We start from the raw sequence: 15,931 nt of genomic DNA on the forward strand, positions 1-15,931 counted from the left end.
CCCGCCCCCCCTCGCGTTCCGCGGGGCCCCGGCCCCGGGGCGGGGGGGCCGGGCGTCCCGGTGGCCGGCCCCCCGGCGGGGGGGCCCCGGGCCCGGGGGGGGGTGGGGCCCCCACCGCCGTGTTGTGGCCGTACGGCCGTGGGTGTGCTTGTGGCCGTAAGCCGTCGTGGCGGCGGCTCAGCCCGCCAGAAGCCTCTTCACCGCGGCCGCCACCCGGCCGCCCTCCGCCTGACCGGCCACCTTCGGGTTCACGATCTTCATGACGGCGCCCATGGCGCGCGGCCCCTCGGCGCCGGCGGCGCGGGCCTCATCGACCGCCTGGGCGACGATCGCGTTCAGCTCGTCGTCGGACAGCTGCTTGGGGAGGTAGCCGGCGAGCACCTCGCCCTCCGCCTTCTCCCGCTCGGCCTGCTCGGGGCGGCCGCCCTGGGCGAAGGCGTCCGCCGCCTCACGGCGCTTCTTGGCCTCGCGGGCGATCACCTTCTGCACCTCGTCGTCGGAGAGCTCGCGCTTCTCCTTGCCCGCGACCTCCTCCTTGGTGATCGCGGCGAGCGTCAGCCGGAGCGTCGAGGAGCGGAGCTCGTCGCGCTCCTTGATCGCGGCGTTGAGGTCGTCGTGCAGCTTCGACTTGAGCGTGGTCATGACTTGATTGTCGCAGGTGCGGTCATGGCCGCGCCTGCTGATTTGCGGGGGAGGGCTCGGTACGCCTGTGGGTGAACTCCCGGCAGGGGTGGCCCCCTGGGGCGTGCGGAGGAACCGTCAGGGTCTGACACGATGGGCGCATGCGCGCGCGATACCGAATCCCCCTGGGAATCACGGCGGCCGGCGCCGCCGGGCTGCTGTACGCCGCGGGCTTCGAGGCCCGCTCCTTCCGCCTCCGACGGGTGACCGTGCCCGTCCTCCCCTCCGGGATGCGCCCCCTGCGCGTACTGCAGGTGTCCGACATCCACATGGTCGGCGGCCAGCGGAAGAAGCAGCGGTGGCTGCGCTCGCTGGCGGGCCTGCGCCCCGACTTCGTGATCAACACGGGCGACAACCTGTCCGACCCCGAAGGCGTCCCCGAGGTCCTGGACGCGCTCGGCCCGCTGATGGAATTCCCCGGGGCGTACGTCTTCGGCTCCAACGACTACTACGGCCCCCGGCTGCGCAACCCCGCCCGCTACCTGGTCGAGAAGGTGCAGGGCCGCCACGGCCTGAACGGCAACCCGCCGGTCGTCGACGCCGTCCACAACCCGTGGGAGGACCTGCGGGACGGCTTCGACTCGGCGGGCTGGCTCAACCTCACCAACACGCGGGGCACCCTGAAGATCGAGGGCACGTCGATCGAGCTGACGGGACTCGACGACCCGCACATCAAGCGGGACCGGTACCCGGAGGTGGCGGGCGGCCCGTCGTCCGGGGCGGACTTCTCGATGGGCGTGGTGCACGCGCCGTACCTGCGGGTGCTGGACGCGTTCGCGGCCGACGGCTACCCGCTGATCCTCGCAGGTCACACGCACGGCGGACAGCTGTGCATCCCGTTCTACGGCGCCCTGGTCACCAACTGCGACCTGGACACCGATCGCGTGAAGGGCCTGTCCACGCACACGGCGGAGGGCCGCAGGTCGTACCTCCACGTCTCGGCGGGCTGCGGCACGAGCCGCTACACGCCGGTGCGCTTCGCGTGCCCGCCGGAGGCGACCCTGCTGACGCTGGTGGCGCGCTGAGGCTCGGCGGCGGGCGGGTCGTCTGACGTGTCGGCGACGGCGGGCGGGTTGTCCGACGTACGGATAACCCGACCGGCCCATGCCACGTCGCCGCGCCCCGTCGGCCGTCCCACGCTGGGGGCATGACCGCCCCGATACCCAGGGACATCCCGGACCTCCCCGCCCTCCCGCGGACGGCTCCGCAACTGCTCCCCTCCGTCGTCCCCGCCCGAGCCGTCGTACCGCCGGTGCGCCGCCCGCTGACCGCGGTGTACCGGCTGGCCCTGGCCGTGCTCGCGACGGCGGCCGTGCTGACCGAGATCCTCCTCGGCAGCCCCACCCGGGTACTGAGCTACTTCGTGATCCAGAGCGCGGCACTGCTCGCCCTGGTGACGTTCGCCTCGGCGCGCCGCGCGTGGACGGCCCGCCATCCCCTGCCGGGCGCCGTCACGGGGGCGGCGCTCCTGTACGTGGTGGTCGCGGCCCTGGTCCACCACATCGCCCTCGCGGACGCCGCGCCGGCCTACGCCATGACGGCGGGTTCCGGCGGAGGCGCGACATGGCTCGAGCCGGTCGCGGGCCACCTGCTGCACACGGTGCTGCCGGTCGCCGCGCTCCTGGACTGGCTGGTCCTGACACCGCCGGCCCGCATGCACCTGCGCCAGGCCACGACGTGGCTGCTGTACCCCTTGGCCTACCTGGCCTTCACCCTCGCCCGGGGCGAGCTGCTCCCCGGCTCCGCCGGCCGCTACCTCTACCCGTTCCTCGACGTGGCCCGCCACGGCTACCGGAGCGTGCTCGCCAACGCGCTCCTCGTGGGACTCGCCATCTACGCCGTGGCGGTCCTCCTGGTGGCCCTGGACCACACCCGCCCGAAAACCAGATTTCGTCTCTAGCCACCAGTGGGCTAAAGTAAACGTCGTCGCCGCGACAGCGAGCGACACCGGGGTGTGGCGCAGCTTGGCAGCGCGCTTCGTTCGGGACGAAGAGGTCGTGGGTTCAAATCCCGCCACCCCGACAGCCAGACAAAGAGGCCCGTTCACGGCAGTGTGAACGGGCCTCTTTCCTGTGTGCAGCAGGCCGGGGGCGGGCCGGGTGTCCGGCCGGGCCGAGCGCCCCGGGGAGTCGGGGCGCTCGGCCCGGCGGGGCGGGCGCTCTACGCGGCCGTCGGCAGCAGGTAGCGGGCCAGCAGGTCGTCCAGTGTCACGAGGCCGATGAGACGGCCGGCTCCGTCGCGGACCACTGCGAGGGAGGCCCTGCGTCGGCGCATGGCCTCGATCGCCTCCGCGACCGTGGCGTCCTCCAGCAGCTCGGGGACGGGGCGGGCCAGCGCGCGGGCGTCTGCCGTCCGCCCCTGGGCTCGCGCCACGAGGACGTCGCGGGCGTGCACCGAGCCGAGAATGGTGTCCTCGTGGCGGACCAGGAGCCGGGTGCGGTCGTGCGTGGCGGCCAGGCCGAGGATCTGCTCCGCCCCGGCGTCGGAGGGGACCGCCACGATGTCGGCGGCCGGGACCGTCAGACCGCGTACCGGGGTCTCGGGCTCGGTCAGAGAGCGGGTCAGCAGGTCGGAGTCCGTTTCGCTGATCAGGCCCAGTCGCTCGGACTCCTCCACCAGGTGTGTGAGCTGTTCCCGGTTGTGGACGGAGACCAGTTCGTCCCGGGGCACGACCTTGCAGAGGCGGACCAGGGCGTTGCTGATCCTGTTGAGCAGCCAGATCAGCGGGCGTACGGCGGTCGCGACGGCGCGGAAGGGCGGGGACAGCAGCATCGCGGATCGCTCGGGGTGGGCGATGGCCCAGGACTTGGGCGCCATCTCGCCCAGGACCATGTGCAGGAACACCACGACGATCATCGCCACGGCGAAGGCCACGCCGTAGCTGAGTGCGGCGGGCAGGCCCAGCTTGTGCAGCAGCGGGTCCAGTTCGTGGGAGATGGCGGGCTTGGACACGGAGCCCAGACCGAGGGTGCACACGGTGATGCCGAGCTGGGCGCCTGCCAGCATCAGCGACAGTTCCTGCATGCCCGCCAGGGCCGCCTTGGCGCCGCGCTGCCCCTCGGCGACGGCCTTCTCCATGCGGTGCCGCTTGGCGGCGACCAGTGCGAACTCGGCCGCGACGAAGAAGCCGCTGCCGATGAGCAGCAGGACGGTGACGAAGAGCGCCAACGGGAAACTCATGCCTGCTCGTCCTCCTTCTCGGCCGGCCGTTCGATCCGGATGCGTTCGGGTACGTGCCGGTCGAGGGTGCGTACGTCGATCACGGCGTTCCCGCCCGCCGGCAGTTCCACCGTGAGCCGGTCGCCGATCGCCGGGAAGCGGCCGAGCCGGTCGACGACGAGCCCGGCGACGGTGTCGTAGTCGTCCTCCTCGGGCAGCTCGATGCCGGTCGCCTCGGCCACCTCGTCCAGACGCCGCCCGGCGTCCACCAGCCAGCCCTCGCCGTCCGCGACCGCCACCTCGGTGACGGTGTCCGTCTCGTCGGCGATGTCGCCCACGAGTTCCTCGGCGATGTCCTCGTAGGTGACGACGCCGGCCACGCCGCCGTGCTCGTCCAGGACGACGGCGAACTCGTCGTCCCGCTCCCGCATCCGTTCCACGGCGTCCGGCAGCGGCAGCGTGTCCGGCAGCAGCAGAGGGCGCCGGGCCGCCGCGCCGGCCGTGGTGCCGGCGGCTCGCTCCGGTGGCAGCCCCATCAGCTCCCGCACGCCCAGGACACCCGCGACGTCATCGGGATGGTCACCCAGCACCGGGTAGTTGGAGTGGCCGTGCCGGGCGATGAGAGTGATGGTCTCGGCGGCCGTGGCGTCCTTGCGGACGAAGACCGCGTCGACCCGGGGCACCATCACCGCGCGCAGCGTCCGCTCGGAGAACTCCAGGGCGTGGTCGAGCAGTTCGGCCGTCCCCCGCGGCAGTTCCCCCTGTTCGTGGGACTCGCCGATCAGGTGGCCGAGCTCCTCGAGGGTGGCGCCGTGATGCAGTTCCTCCACCGGCTCGATGCCCACGGATCGCAGCAGTTTGTTGGCCGCTCCGTCGAAGACGCGGACCACCGGCCCGACCACCTTGAGGTAGCCGAGGGTGGAGCCGGCCAACGCCTTGGCCAGCCTTTCGGGGACGGCGATCGCGAGGTTCTTCGGGGCCAGCTCGCCCAGCACCATCTGCACCACCGTGGCGAGCACGAAGGCGAGAACGACGGAGATCGTGGTGACGGCGGCGTCAGGGATGCCGACGCCGGACAGCACGGGTCTCAGCAGCGCGGAGACGGACGGCTCGGCGATGAAGCCCACGACCAGACCGGTCACCGTGATGCCGAGCTGGGCGCCCGACAGCATGAACGACAGCCGCTCCAGCACCTTCAGTGCCCGGGCGGCCTTCTTGTCCCCCTCCTCCGCCTCACGGGCGAGGGCCAGCCGGTCGGCCGAGACGTAGGCGAACTCCTGGGCGACGAAATAGCCGGTGCCCGCGGTCAGGACGAACAGGGCGAGCAGACCCAGCCACGCTTCCACGGCACTCATCTCACACCACCCCGCCGTGTGTTGTGATCAGGGGAAGTGGGCGGAGTGGCCGGGGACCGGGCCCCGACGGGTCCGTCGATCTGGCGGACAAACTGTGGCTCCCTCATCGGACGTGCAGACGAAGAACGATTCTTGCCGAGACCGGGTTCCCGCCCTCGTCGCGCGGCCGATTCCCGGCTTCGTCGCGCGGCCGATTCCCGGCTTCGTCGCGCGGCCGGGTCCCACCCTCGTCGCGCTCGTCGCGCGCGGCCGGGTCCCGCCCCTGTCGCGCGTGCGCCCGGTGCCGGGCCGTTCCCTTCGCCGCTCGGTCCGGCGGTCGTCCGATGTCGGCTGTCGTCCGACTTCCCGAAGCTGCCGCCGGCTTGCCCTGCCGTGCCCCGATGCAGCCGTGGAGCACCCGCCCGCACCGCCGGCACCCGTGGTCCCGGTCTGCCCCGACGGTGGGGGTCGGAGCACCCGTGGGACCGTCCGCGTCCCGTGGGGTCGCTGCGCCGGACGCCGCGACGACTGTCCTCCAGGCCATGCGAGGGCACGCCCCCCTGGCGTCGCCGCACCTTGGCCGCGTCACGTCACTGTGCGTCCCGCAACCGCGTCCCACCTGTGCGCCCCCTCAACCGAGGGGCAACCGCACCGCACGGGCAGCTGCTCCCCCCGGTGCCGCAGGGCGGAACCACTCGTCCCGGCCCGGATGTCGCCCCCCGATCCCCCGTGCCGTAGGGTGCCGTCGGTCATGGCCCGTAGGTGAATTCGAGACGGTGTAGGGGGACGGTCATGGGCGGCGCTGGGCGTATGGGGCACACTCCGCTGCCGGGGATCGGGGTGCGGTACGACCTCGTGACGCGGGAGCGGCGGCGGTTGTCGGTGATCGCCCACCTCGACGGTTCCCGGACGCTGAACGTCTACCGCCGGGACGACCCGGACGACACCGCGGTGTGCCTGAAGATGAACGCCGAGGAGGCCGCCACCGTCGTCGACGCGCTGCTCCCCTCGCACCACAGCCCGAACCTGCTGGCGACGGCCGAGCTGGGTCTGGTCGCCGAGCGGATCGAGCTGCCGTCGACCTCCTACTGGAACGGGCGCGTGCTCGGCGACACCCGGATGCGCACCGAGACCGGTGTGTCCGTCGTCGCCGTGCTGCGCCGCGCCGAGGCCATCCCGTCGCCGGGGCCGGAGTACCGGCTGGCCGGCGGTGACACCCTCATCGTCATCGGCACCCGTGAGGGCATCGGCGTCGCCGCCGACATCCTCGGCCGCGAGTAACGCCTCACACCTTCGCCGGCTCCGACGCCACCCGCTCCGCCTCGACCGGCGTCTCCGGACGGCCGGTGAGCTTGCGGGCCAGCGGCTCGGTCCAGCGCGCGGTCAGCGGGCCGATGACGACCAGGATCAGGACGTACGCCGTCGCCAGCGGGCCGATGCGGGGCTCCACGCCGACCGCGAGACCCGCGATGACGATGGAGAACTCGCCGCGCGCCACCAGCGTGCCGCCCGCCCTCCAGCGGCCCGCGCCCTTGATGCCCGCGCGCCGGGCCGCGTACCAGCCCGTCGCGATCTTGGTGAACGCGGTGACGATCGCCAGGAGCAGCGCCGGGACCAGGACCGGCGGGATGTCCGCCGGGTCGGTGGACAGGCCGAAGAAGACGAAGAACACGGCGGCGAAGAGGTCCCGCAGCGGGGTGAGCAGGTTGCTCGCGCCCTCGGCGACCTCACCGGACAGGGCGATGCCCACGAGGAACGCGCCGACGGCCGCCGACACCTGCAGTTCCTGCGCGACGCCCGCGACAAGGAGCGTCAGGCCGAGCACGACGAGCAGCAGCATCTCCGCGTTGTCGGAGGACACCGCGCGGCTGATCAGGCGTCCGTGGCGCAGTGCCAGGTAGAGGACGGCACCCACGGTGCCGAGCGCGATCAGCAGGGTGACCGAGCCGCCCGCCAGGCCCGCGCCCGCCAGCACGGCGGTGAGGATCGGCAGGTAGACCGCCATCGCCAGATCCTCGATGACGAGGACGCCGAGCACCACCGGTGTCTCGCGGTTGCCGAGCCGGCGCAGATCCCCGAGCACCTTCGCGATCACCCCGGAGGAGGAGATCCACGTGACACCGGCCAGCGCGACCGCCGCGACCGGTCCCCAGCCCAGGAGGAGCGCCGCCACCGCGCCCGGTACCGCGTTGAGGACGAAGTCCACCGCCCCGGACGGGTACTGCGTCTTCAGGTTGGTGACCAGCTCGGACGCGCTGTACTCCAGGCCCAGCATGAGCAGCAGCAGGATGACGCCGATCTCGGCGCCGACGGCGGTGAACTCCTCGCTGGCCTGCAGCGGAAGGATGCCTCCGTGGCCGAAGGCGAGTCCGGCGAGCAGGTAGAGCGGGATGGGCGAGAAGCCCACCCGTGCGGCGAGGCGGCCCAGCAGACCCAGGGCGAGGATGATGGCGCCCAGTTCGATGAGCATGGTGGCGGTGTTGTGCACGGGCGTCGGTCCTCCGGGTCGGTGACGGCGGCGTCAGTGCCTGAAAGGGGCTCGGGTGGTGTGCGGGCGGTCGGCGTAGCGCCTGGTCGCGCGCGGGATCCGCGGGTGTGCGGTGAGAGGTGACGGCGGGTGGTCCCGGTCCGCGTACGGCGCGACGCCTGGAGCCCGTTCGGGCGGGCGGTGGCGTGGAGGCCGGCTGCCGCGCCCTTGACGGAGAGGCGGGCGGCCGGGCGGGTCAGGCGCCGGAGACGGCGGTGCCGCGTTCGGGAACGCTGTCGCGAGGGGTGATGTCGATGCGTACGGGCCGGTCCGTGTCGCGGCGTACTGCGCGTCGATTCATGTCACGTCCCCCCTCGCATCCGGGTCCGCTTCCTGCGGACTGGGCGTTCGGCGGCTCAGCAGAGCACCAAGGCGAGGCAAAGTTTACCGTACGACAAATTTCATGTACGTCGCATAGATGTGCGAGGAGCGTAAAACGCCTGGCAGCTCACCGTGTTCCGGCGGTGACGCACCGCCGCTCAGGCCAGTGCGAAGTACCTCAGCCATACGTACAACGCCGCCACCGACACGGTGACCGCCGTGACGATCAGGCCGTACTTGCTGAACTGCCAGAACGAGATGTGATGGCCCTCGCGGTCGGCTATGCCGATGACCACCACGTTGGCCGACGAGGCGATGATCGTCGCGTTTCCGGCCAGGTCCGCGCCGAGCGCGAACGACCACCACAGCATCTCCGCCTCGCCGGGGCCGCCCGCCGACGCCACGATCTCGCTGACGATCGGGCTCACCGACGCCACGAACGGGATGTTGTCGATGATCGCCGACGGGATCACGGAGCCGAAGACCAGCGCCATGGACGTCGCCTCGAGATTGCCGCCGGTCGCCTTCGCGGCCAGTTTCCCCAGGTCGCCGATGATGCCTGTCTGCACCATGCCTCCGACCATGACGAACAGTCCCGCGAAGAACGCCAGCGTCTCCCACTCGACGTCCTTGACCACGTCCCCGGGGCTGAGCCGGGACAGCGCGAGCAGCAGCAGACCGCCGCTCATGGCCACCACCGAGGGCTCCATGTGGAGCCAGGTGTGCAGCACGAAGCACGCCATCACGGCGACGATCACCGCACCGCTGATCACCAGCAGGTGCTTGTCCTTGATCTCCGCCTTGGGGTCCAGCTCCATGAGCGACGCGGCGCGTTCGGGGTCGTAGTGGAACGCCTTGCGGAACAGCACCCGGCTCATCAGCACGAAGATGATCATCAACACGACGACGATCGGCGTCATGTGGACCAGGAAGTCGTTGAACGACAGGTCCGCACGGGAGCCGATCATGATGTTGGGCGGATCCCCGATGAGGGTCGCCGCGCCGCCGATGTTGCAGGCCATCACCTCGGATATGAGGAACGGGATCGGCGGAAGACCGAGCCGCCGGCAGACCAGGATCGTCACCGGCGCGATCAGCAGCACCGTGGTGACGTTGTCCAGCCATGCCGACAGGAAGCCGGTCGCCACGACCAGCAGGACCATCAGCCGGTACGGCCGCCCGCGCGCCTGTTTCGCCGCCCAGATGGCGATGAACTCGAAGACTCCGGTGCGTTTCAGCACCGCGACGATCAGCATCATCCCGAGCAGCAGGAAGATGACGTTCCAGTCGATGCCCGAGTCCTCGGAGAAGAAGGCGTGCTCGGCATCGGTCGCGCCGATGAGCAGCATCAGCACCGCGCCGCCCAGTGCGGCGGCGACCCGGTGCACCCACTCCGTGGCGATCAGCACATAGACGGCGGCGAAGACCGCCACCGCCATCCACGCCGTGACGCTCACCGCGGTCCCCCGGAGGGCAACAAGTCGTTGTTCAGGCCGGTTCGCTGCGGCGCCGCGTGCATCAGGGTGCGGACTCCTTCCGAGTGATTCGGTGCCCTACGGGCGCCCCGGACGGTGGCAGGGGCGATGAAGTGCGGTGATCACACCCTCACCCGCCGTGCACGCCGACACCATCCGTGACGACACCCACCGAAGGGAGGGCGGCACCCTCACGCATGACGCGCGACGTGGGTGCCGCCCCTTACGCCCAGGACGCCGTCATGCCCCTGCGCCCGCGGACGGATGCCGGCTCACCGCACGGTGAGGACCGTCTTGCCGAGGGCGTGGCCCTGCTCGACGTGGCGTACGGCCTCGGCGGCGTCCGCGAGGGGGTACGTACGGCCGATCACCGGGGTGAGCCGGCCGGAGGCGAGCAGCTCGGTCACCGTGGCCAGGTCCGCCCGCGTCGGGCCGGACGGGGCCGCCGGGAGGATCACCGCCAGTCGCTGCCGGACCACGGCGTTCAGGGCCAGCGCGCCCAGCATCGCGCCGATCGCGCCGAACACCCGCCCCGGCGCCCCTCCTCCGTTCACCACCAGCGTGCCCCTCGGGGTCAGCGCCCGGCGGGTGTGCGACGGCGGCCGGTCGCCGACGTTGTCGAGGATGACGTCGTACCGCCGGCGCCCGTCCCTCCAGTCCTCACGGGTGTGGTCGACGACGTGCGCGGCGCCCGAGGCGCGCACCGGGTCGGCCTTGTCCGGGCCGCACACGCCGGTGACCTCCGCTCCCAGCGACACGGCCACCTGCACGGCGAACGTGCCGACCCCGCCGCCCGCCCCGTTGACCAGCACGCTCTGTCCCGCCCGGACCCGCCCCACCGTGCTGATGCCGCGCAACGCGGTCACCGCCGCCATCGGGACGGCCGCCGCCTGCTCGAAGGTGAGGCCCTCGGGCTTGCGGGCCAGGAGGTCCGGGGTGGTGACGGCGTACTCGGCGAAGGCTCCGGGGCAGAAGCCGAGCACCTCGTCGCCGGGGCTCAGCGTCGGCACCCCGGCGCCGACCGCCGTCACCTCGCCCGCCGCGTCGATCCCGGCCACCCGCTGCCTGGGGCGGTTCAGGCCGACCCCTCCGAGCAGGCGGGCCGCATAGGGGTCGCCGCGCAGCATGTGCCAGTCGTACGGGTTGACCGCGGCGGCGTGCACGCGGACCAGTACCTGTCCGGCCGCCGGTTCGGGACGGTCGACGTCCGCCGTCCGGAGGGTTTCCGGAGGGCCGAAGCGGTCCTGGACGATCGCCTTCATCCTGTTGCCTCCATCGCACCGGGGGTGGATGTGGGGGGGTGGGTGTACGGCGTACACCTCTCATCATGGGTGTACGCCGTACACCTGGCAAGAGGGCCGTCAGTGCCGTCGAGCTTTCAAAGCCGTCGGTCGGCGGCGGCCGCGCCGCGGAGGCGTTCCAGGCCGTCCAGGGTCAGGTCCAGCGCGAACTCGAACTCGTACTGGTCGTCGCAGCCGGAGCCGACGACCGACCCGCTGTCGTGGGCGACCGCCCGGGCCAGCTCGGCGATGTTCGGATAGCGCGCGGCCATCTCCTCGATGGCCGGGTGGGACGCGGGCGCGGCGGGGGCCGGGGAGGACGCGGGCGCGGCGAGGGCCGGGGAGTCGACGAACAGTTCCTGGGAGAACCCCAGCAGCCTGCTGCCCATGACGTGCATCGCGTGGTGGACGAGGTCGAGCGAGAACCCCCCGGCGCGGAACACGCCGATCATCCCGTCCAGATAGGCCATCACCGCCGGGGTGGGGGCGGCGCGCTCCTTCATCCGCGTCTCGATGACCGCGGACGCCCACGGGTGGCGCAGCAGCATGCGGCGGGCCGACAGCACCCGCATCCGGACGGTGGTCCTCCAGTCCGCGTCCTCGACCGGCGGGTCGATCTCACCCACGACGGTGTCGATCATGCCGTCGAGCAGTTCGTCCTTGTTGGCCACGTGCTTGTAGAGCGCCATGGGGACGACGCCGAGCCGCTGGGCGATCTTCCGCATGCTCAGCGCGTCGGCCCCGCCCTCGTCCGCGAGGGCGACGGCCGTGGACAGCACCCGCCGGCGGCTCAGGGGCGTGCGGGTCCGGCCGGCGGTGTCGGCCTGTCCCGTCCCGCTCGTCCGTCCCGCCCCGCCCGTCCGTCCGGGCATCACCACCACCCCTCTCCCGCGTCCTCGCGCGTACCGGCCGCCTCGGTGTACGGCGTCCACCTCACCTGTGCGCCCGTCATGCTAGTCGTGCGCCCTGGAACCACCGGCCAAGATCAGGCAGTCTTCGCCCTGTGGTGAGCCTCCTTCCCAACCCCGCCCCGCCCAGCGATCCGTCCGCCCACATGGTGGTGTGCGGCGACGACGGGCTGGCGCACCGCCTCGCCACCGAACTGCGCAGCGTGTACCGGGAACAGGTGGTCCTGGTGGTGCCCCCCTCGCGGCGCACCCCGCCCCAGCCGATGGCCGGACGCGCCCGGGCCGCCTCGGCCGCGCTGTTCGGCCGGATGGTGACCGCCGTCAACCGCGGCACCGACGGCTCCGACGACACCCTCGTCCCCGACGAACGGGTGATGGAGGCAGCCGAGCCCAGCGAGGCCGTCCTCGCCGACGCGGGCGTGGACCGGGCCGCCGCGCTCGCCCTCGTGTACGACGACGACGAGACCAACATCCGCGCCGCGCTGACCGCCCGCCGGCTCAACCCCCGGCTGCGCCTGGTCCTGCGGCTCTACAACCGGCGGCTCGGCCAGCACATCGAGGAACTGCTCGACCAGGCCGCCGAACTGGCGGGCCACCGCGACGGCCATGGAGGACACGGGGGCCACGGGGGCCACGGCGCCGACATCGCGACCACCGTGCTGTCCGACGCCGACACCACCGCGCCCGCGCTGGTCGCCACCGCCCTCGTCGGCACCAGCAAGGTCGTCGACGCGGAGGGGTTGCTTCTGCGGGCGGTGGAGCGGCGGCCGCCACGGCCCGGGGAGGTGGCCGACCCGGGGCTGTGCACGCTGGCACTGCTGTCCGCGACCAGCAACGACCCGGCGGGCGCGGAGGGTTCGGAGGACAGCGGCGACGGGCCCCAGCTGCTGCCGGGCGCGGAGGCGGTGGCGGCGGCGACCGGGCGCGGCGCGGTGGTGCTGGAGCAGGTGTCGTACTCCGGTCCCGCGCTGCCGGCCCGGCGGGCCGGGGTGATGCCGTTCGCCTCGCTGTTCTCGGCGCGGCTGCGCTGGTCGCTGGCGGGTCTGGTGGCCGCGGTGGTCGCGCTGGCGGTCGCGTTGATCCTGGTGACCGACGACCATCCGCTGCATGCCATCTACATCACGCTGCTGGACCTCTTCGCCATCAACGAGCCCGCGGTCGACGCACCGTTCGGGCAGCAGGTGCTGCAACTGCTGTCCGGCCTCGTCGGGTTGCTGCTGCTGCCGGTGCTGCTGGCGGCTGTTCTCGAGGCGCTGGGCACCTTCCGCACCGCGTCCGCGCTGCGGAAGCCGCCGCGCGGGCTGAGCGGGCACGTGGTGCTGCTGGGGCTCGGCAAGATCGGCACCCGGGTGCTGACCCGGCTGCGCGAACTGCACATCCCCGTGGTGTGCGTCGAGGCCGACCCCGAGGCGCGGGGCATGGCCGTCGCCCGGCGGTTACGCGTCCCGGTCGTGGTCGGGGACGTCACGCAGGAGGGCGTCCTGGAGTCGGCGAAGATCCACCGCGCGGACGCGCTGCTCGCGCTGACCAGCATCGACACCACCAACCTGGAGGCCGTCCTCTACGCCCGCTCCGTACGCCCCGACCTGCGGGCCGTGCTGCGGCTGTACGACGACGACTTCGCCAAGGCCGTCTACCGGACGCTGCGCATCGCACACCCGGCCGCGCTGACCAGGAGCCGGTCCGTGTCCCACCTGGCCGCGCCCGCCTTCGCCGGGGCGATGATGGGGCGCCAGATCCTCGGCGCGATCCCCGTGGAGCGGCGAGTGCTGCTGTTCGCCGCGGTCGTCGTCAACGGGCATCCGCAACTGGAGGGGCGCACGGTCGCGGAGGCGTTCCGGCCGGGCGCCTGGCGGGTGCTGGCCCTGGACACGGCCGCCCGGGGCGACACCGCGGGCGCCGAGCCGCCGGGCTCCGGCCTGGTGTGGGACCTGCCGGCCACGTACGTCCTGCGCGCCGGCGACCGCGTGGTCCTGGCGGCGACCCGCCGGGGGCTGGCGGAACTGCTGGGGCGGCGGACGCGGAGTCCGCGCTGATCCGGCGCGGGGCGCCCGCGTTGCCGGTGATCGGCGTCTCGCCGGTCGCGGGACCTCTGGGCAGCAGCACGCGCCCGGCCGCGTCGTCTCGACGAGCGCGGGGCGTGCGGCAGCACCTCGTGCTTCGGCCCGCTGTCGCTCCCCCCGGCGGGCGCGAAGCCGCGCGGCCGGACACGAAGCCGCGCGGTCGGACGCGGAGCCGGCGCGCGCGGCCCCGAAGGGCGAGGGTCACACTCCCGGCGTGACGCACGAGGGCCGCCCACGGCGTGACGGGCCGGGGCCGCTCCGGCGTGATGGGCTCGGGGTCACCCCCGCGCCGGAGGGAGCCGTGCATCCCCCCGGCGCGCGGGAGGCGCCGTCACGTCGGCAGGTGACGGGCCGCGAAGTCGAGTTCCAGGCGGATCTGCTTGATCCGCTCGTCCACCACCAGTGAGCCGTGGCCCGCGTCGTAGCGGTAGACCTCGTGGACCGCGTCGCGCGACTCGAGCCGCTTCACGTAGTTCTCGATCTGCTGGATCGGGCAGCGCGGGTCGTTCACCCCCGCCGAGATGTAGACCGGGGCCTTCACCTGGTCGACGTAGGTGATCGGGGACGACGCCTCGAAGCGCTCGGGGACCTCCTCGGGCGTGCCGCCCAGCAGGGTGCGGTCCATGGCCTTCAGCGCTTCCATCTCGTCGTGGTACGCCGTGACGTAGTCGGCGACCGGCACCGCCGCGATGCCCAGCGCCCAGTGCTCCGGCTGCGTGCCGAGGCCCAGCAGGGTCAGGTAGCCGCCCCAGGAGCCGCCGGTGAGGATCAGCCGGCCGGGGTCGGCCAGGCCGGAGGTGATGGCCCATTCGCGGACCGCCGCGATGTCCTCCAGCTCGATGAGACCCACCCGGTGCTTCAGGGCGTCCGTCCAGGCGCGGCCGTATCCGGTGGAGCCGCGGTAGTTGACGCGGACCACCGCGTAGCCGTGGTCGACCCAGGCCGCCGGGCCCGCCGCGAAGGAGTCGCTGTCGTGCCACGTCGGGCCGCCGTGGATCTCGAAGACGGTCGGCAGCGGTCCGGTCGCGCCGGCCGGCTTCTGCACGAGCGCGTGGATACGGCCGCCCGGGCCCTCCACCCACACGTCCTCCACCGGCACCGAGCCGGGCGACTTCATGCCGGGCGGGTCCAGGACCACACCGCCGGACGTGGAGCGGACCGCCGGCGGCTGCGCGGCCGACGACCACAGGTACTCCACGGTGCCGTCGGGCCGGGCCGTCGCTCCGGAGACCGCGCCGCGCGGCGTGGGGATCTTCTCCAGCCGGCGCGCGGCGAAGTCGTAGCGGAAGAGCTCGCCCCGGGCCTCGAAGCCGTGGGCGATGAGCAGGGCGCCGCCGTCCGGGTACCACTCGGCGTTCACGTCGCCGGGGAGGTCCAGCTCCAGGTCGGTCTCCTCGCCCGTCGCCACGTCCCACACCATGGGCTCCCAGCGGCCGCGGCGCTGGTGGCCGATGAGCAGCCGGGTGTCGCCGGCCACGGGTGCGAAGCCCAGCACCTCCAGGCCGAGCTCCTCGGTGCCGCCGCGGGTGTCGTCCATCTCGGCGACCGTGGTCCCGTCGGGGCGCATCACGCGCAGGGCGGAGTGCATAGCGTCCCCGTGCTCCGTGTGCTCCACGGCGATCAGGGAGCCGTCGTGGGACAGGTCGCCGACGCCCGCCGACTCCCGGTGCCGGTACAGCTCCACCGGCGCCTCGCCCGTCCGCACCAGGTGGATCGTCGTGCCGTCCTCGTCGGTGGAGCGGCCGACGACCGCCGTGCGGCCGTCGCGGCCCAGCGCGAGGCCCGCCGGGTACGAGGGGTCCAGGCCCGGGGCGGCCAGCTCGTCCTCGCCGCCGGAGAAGCGCTGGCGGCGCCAGACGCCGAACTCGTCGCCGTCCTTGTCGTCGAACCACCAGATCCACTCGCCGTCAGGCGAGAGCACCCCGTCCGTCGTGCCGTTCGGCCGGTCGGTCACCTGGCGCTGCTCACCGGTCGCCCGGTCCCAGGCGTACAGCTCGTACGTCCCCGTCGCGTTCGACACGAACAGGGAACGGTCGGGGGCGTCCTCCGCCCAGTCGGGAAGGGACACCCTGGGTGCGCGGAAGCGCTTCTCCCAGTCCGGCATCTCCCCGGTCTGCTGCACTCGCTCGGTCTGGTGGTCCGCCCGGTCCGGCGCGTCGGACCCGTTGCTCTCAGTCATGACC

General features: G+C 72.9%; 12 protein-coding genes and 1 tRNA gene. 5 read left to right on the forward strand and 8 right to left on the reverse strand.

Annotated features, from left to right (window positions below; genetic code table 11):
• Nucleotides 1-177: 177 nt before the first annotated feature.
• Complete coding sequence (locus ACF1AG_RS12525; protein WP_359608081.1) at nucleotides 178-642, reverse strand: GatB/YqeY domain-containing protein; 465 nt, start codon at nucleotides 640-642, stop codon at nucleotides 178-180.
• A gap of 140 nt (nucleotides 643-782) precedes the next feature.
• Between ACF1AG_RS12525 and ACF1AG_RS12530 the strand changes: the two genes are divergently transcribed.
• From ACF1AG_RS12530 to ACF1AG_RS12540, 3 genes are all read left to right on the forward strand, one after another.
• The gene (locus ACF1AG_RS12530) at nucleotides 783-1,706 is read left to right on the forward strand and encodes a metallophosphoesterase (RefSeq protein ID WP_359608083.1); all 924 of its coding nucleotides are present in this window, start codon (nucleotides 783-785) and stop codon (nucleotides 1,704-1,706) included.
• A 122-nt stretch (nucleotides 1,707-1,828) separates the two neighbouring features.
• Nucleotides 1,829-2,581 carry a Pr6Pr family membrane protein gene (locus tag ACF1AG_RS12535; protein WP_387795840.1) on the forward strand — a complete coding sequence of 251 codons (753 nt, stop codon included), beginning with the start codon at nucleotides 1,829-1,831 and terminating at the stop codon, nucleotides 2,579-2,581.
• A 48-nt stretch (nucleotides 2,582-2,629) separates the two neighbouring features.
• Nucleotides 2,630-2,703: transfer RNA gene (locus ACF1AG_RS12540), tRNA-Pro, on the forward strand.
• A 138-nt stretch (nucleotides 2,704-2,841) separates the two neighbouring features.
• On the opposite strand, the gene ACF1AG_RS12545 is transcribed toward ACF1AG_RS12540, so the two are convergent.
• The gene (locus tag ACF1AG_RS12545) at nucleotides 2,842-3,861 is read right to left on the reverse strand and encodes a hemolysin family protein (RefSeq protein WP_359600169.1); all 1,020 of its coding nucleotides are present in this window, start codon (nucleotides 3,859-3,861) and stop codon (nucleotides 2,842-2,844) included.
• Nucleotides 3,858-5,195 carry a hemolysin family protein gene (locus ACF1AG_RS12550; protein ID WP_359600171.1) on the reverse strand — a complete coding sequence of 446 codons (1,338 nt, stop codon included), beginning with the start codon at nucleotides 5,193-5,195 and terminating at the stop codon, nucleotides 3,858-3,860. Before ACF1AG_RS12550 ends, ACF1AG_RS12545 begins: the two co-directional genes overlap by 4 nt.
• A gap of 789 nt (nucleotides 5,196-5,984) precedes the next feature.
• Here ACF1AG_RS12550 and ACF1AG_RS12555 point away from each other — a divergent pair.
• Nucleotides 5,985-6,455 carry a cation:proton antiporter regulatory subunit gene (locus ACF1AG_RS12555; RefSeq protein WP_391809718.1) on the forward strand — a complete coding sequence of 157 codons (471 nt, stop codon included), beginning with the start codon at nucleotides 5,985-5,987 and terminating at the stop codon, nucleotides 6,453-6,455.
• A 4-nt stretch (nucleotides 6,456-6,459) separates the two neighbouring features.
• Here ACF1AG_RS12555 and ACF1AG_RS12560 read toward each other — a convergent pair whose 3' ends face one another.
• The 4 genes from ACF1AG_RS12560 to ACF1AG_RS12575 form a co-directional block, all read right to left on the reverse strand.
• Nucleotides 6,460-7,662, reverse strand: a complete 1,203-nt coding sequence (locus ACF1AG_RS12560; protein ID WP_359600175.1) for a cation:proton antiporter — start codon at nucleotides 7,660-7,662, stop codon at nucleotides 6,460-6,462.
• Between the two features lie 518 nt (nucleotides 7,663-8,180).
• The gene (locus ACF1AG_RS12565) at nucleotides 8,181-9,461 is read right to left on the reverse strand and encodes an SLC13 family permease (RefSeq protein ID WP_391809794.1); all 1,281 of its coding nucleotides are present in this window, start codon (nucleotides 9,459-9,461) and stop codon (nucleotides 8,181-8,183) included.
• Nucleotides 9,462-9,769: 308 nt separating this feature from the next.
• A complete protein-coding gene (locus tag ACF1AG_RS12570) occupies nucleotides 9,770-10,759 on the reverse strand; it encodes an NAD(P)-dependent alcohol dehydrogenase (RefSeq protein ID WP_391809719.1) in 990 nt (329 codons plus the stop codon).
• Between the two features lie 116 nt (nucleotides 10,760-10,875).
• Entirely contained in the window at nucleotides 10,876-11,649 is a 774-nt protein-coding gene (locus ACF1AG_RS12575; RefSeq protein ID WP_387795856.1) for a TetR/AcrR family transcriptional regulator, read from the reverse strand.
• Nucleotides 11,650-11,831: 182 nt separating this feature from the next.
• Here ACF1AG_RS12575 and ACF1AG_RS12580 point away from each other — a divergent pair, with 182 nt between their 5' ends.
• Nucleotides 11,832-13,721 carry an NAD-binding protein gene (locus ACF1AG_RS12580; RefSeq protein ID WP_391809795.1) on the forward strand — a complete coding sequence of 630 codons (1,890 nt, stop codon included), beginning with the start codon at nucleotides 11,832-11,834 and terminating at the stop codon, nucleotides 13,719-13,721.
• A gap of 358 nt (nucleotides 13,722-14,079) precedes the next feature.
• Here the strand turns inward: ACF1AG_RS12580 and ACF1AG_RS12585 are convergent, their stop codons facing one another.
• Nucleotides 14,080-15,927 (reverse strand): prolyl oligopeptidase family serine peptidase, encoded by a 1,848-nt coding sequence (locus ACF1AG_RS12585; protein WP_359600183.1) that lies wholly within the window; start codon nucleotides 15,925-15,927, stop codon nucleotides 14,080-14,082.
• Nucleotides 15,928-15,931 lie beyond the last annotated feature (4 nt).

It is taken from the genome of Streptomyces sp. NPDC014764 (genome assembly GCF_043082785.1).
Lineage (GTDB): Bacteria > Actinomycetota > Actinomycetes > Streptomycetales > Streptomycetaceae > Streptomyces > Streptomyces althioticus.

Bases quoted from the DNA above. Each gene is read 5' to 3' on its own strand.
- ACF1AG_RS12525 (WP_359608081.1), bottom strand. From the start codon at position 642: ATGACCACGCTCAAGTCGAAGCTGCACGACGACCTCAACGCCGCGATC.
- ACF1AG_RS12530 (WP_359608083.1), top strand. From the start codon at position 783: ATGCGCGCGCGATACCGAATCCCCCTGGGAATCACGGCGGCCGGCGCC.
- ACF1AG_RS12535 (WP_387795840.1), top strand. From the start codon at position 1,829: ATGACCGCCCCGATACCCAGGGACATCCCGGACCTCCCCGCCCTCCCG.
- ACF1AG_RS12545 (WP_359600169.1), bottom strand. From the start codon at position 3,861: ATGAGTTTCCCGTTGGCGCTCTTCGTCACCGTCCTGCTGCTCATCGGC.
- ACF1AG_RS12550 (WP_359600171.1), bottom strand. From the start codon at position 5,195: ATGAGTGCCGTGGAAGCGTGGCTGGGTCTGCTCGCCCTGTTCGTCCTG.
- ACF1AG_RS12555 (WP_391809718.1), top strand. From the start codon at position 5,985: ATGGGGCACACTCCGCTGCCGGGGATCGGGGTGCGGTACGACCTCGTG.
- ACF1AG_RS12565 (WP_391809794.1), bottom strand. From the start codon at position 9,461: ATGGCGGTGGCGGTCTTCGCCGCCGTCTATGTGCTGATCGCCACGGAG.
- ACF1AG_RS12570 (WP_391809719.1), bottom strand. From the start codon at position 10,759: ATGAAGGCGATCGTCCAGGACCGCTTCGGCCCTCCGGAAACCCTCCGG.
- ACF1AG_RS12575 (WP_387795856.1), bottom strand. From the start codon at position 11,649: ATGCCCGGACGGACGGGCGGGGCGGGACGGACGAGCGGGACGGGACAG.
- ACF1AG_RS12580 (WP_391809795.1), top strand. From the start codon at position 11,832: ATGGTGGTGTGCGGCGACGACGGGCTGGCGCACCGCCTCGCCACCGAA.
- ACF1AG_RS12585 (WP_359600183.1), bottom strand. From the start codon at position 15,927: ATGACTGAGAGCAACGGGTCCGACGCGCCGGACCGGGCGGACCACCAG.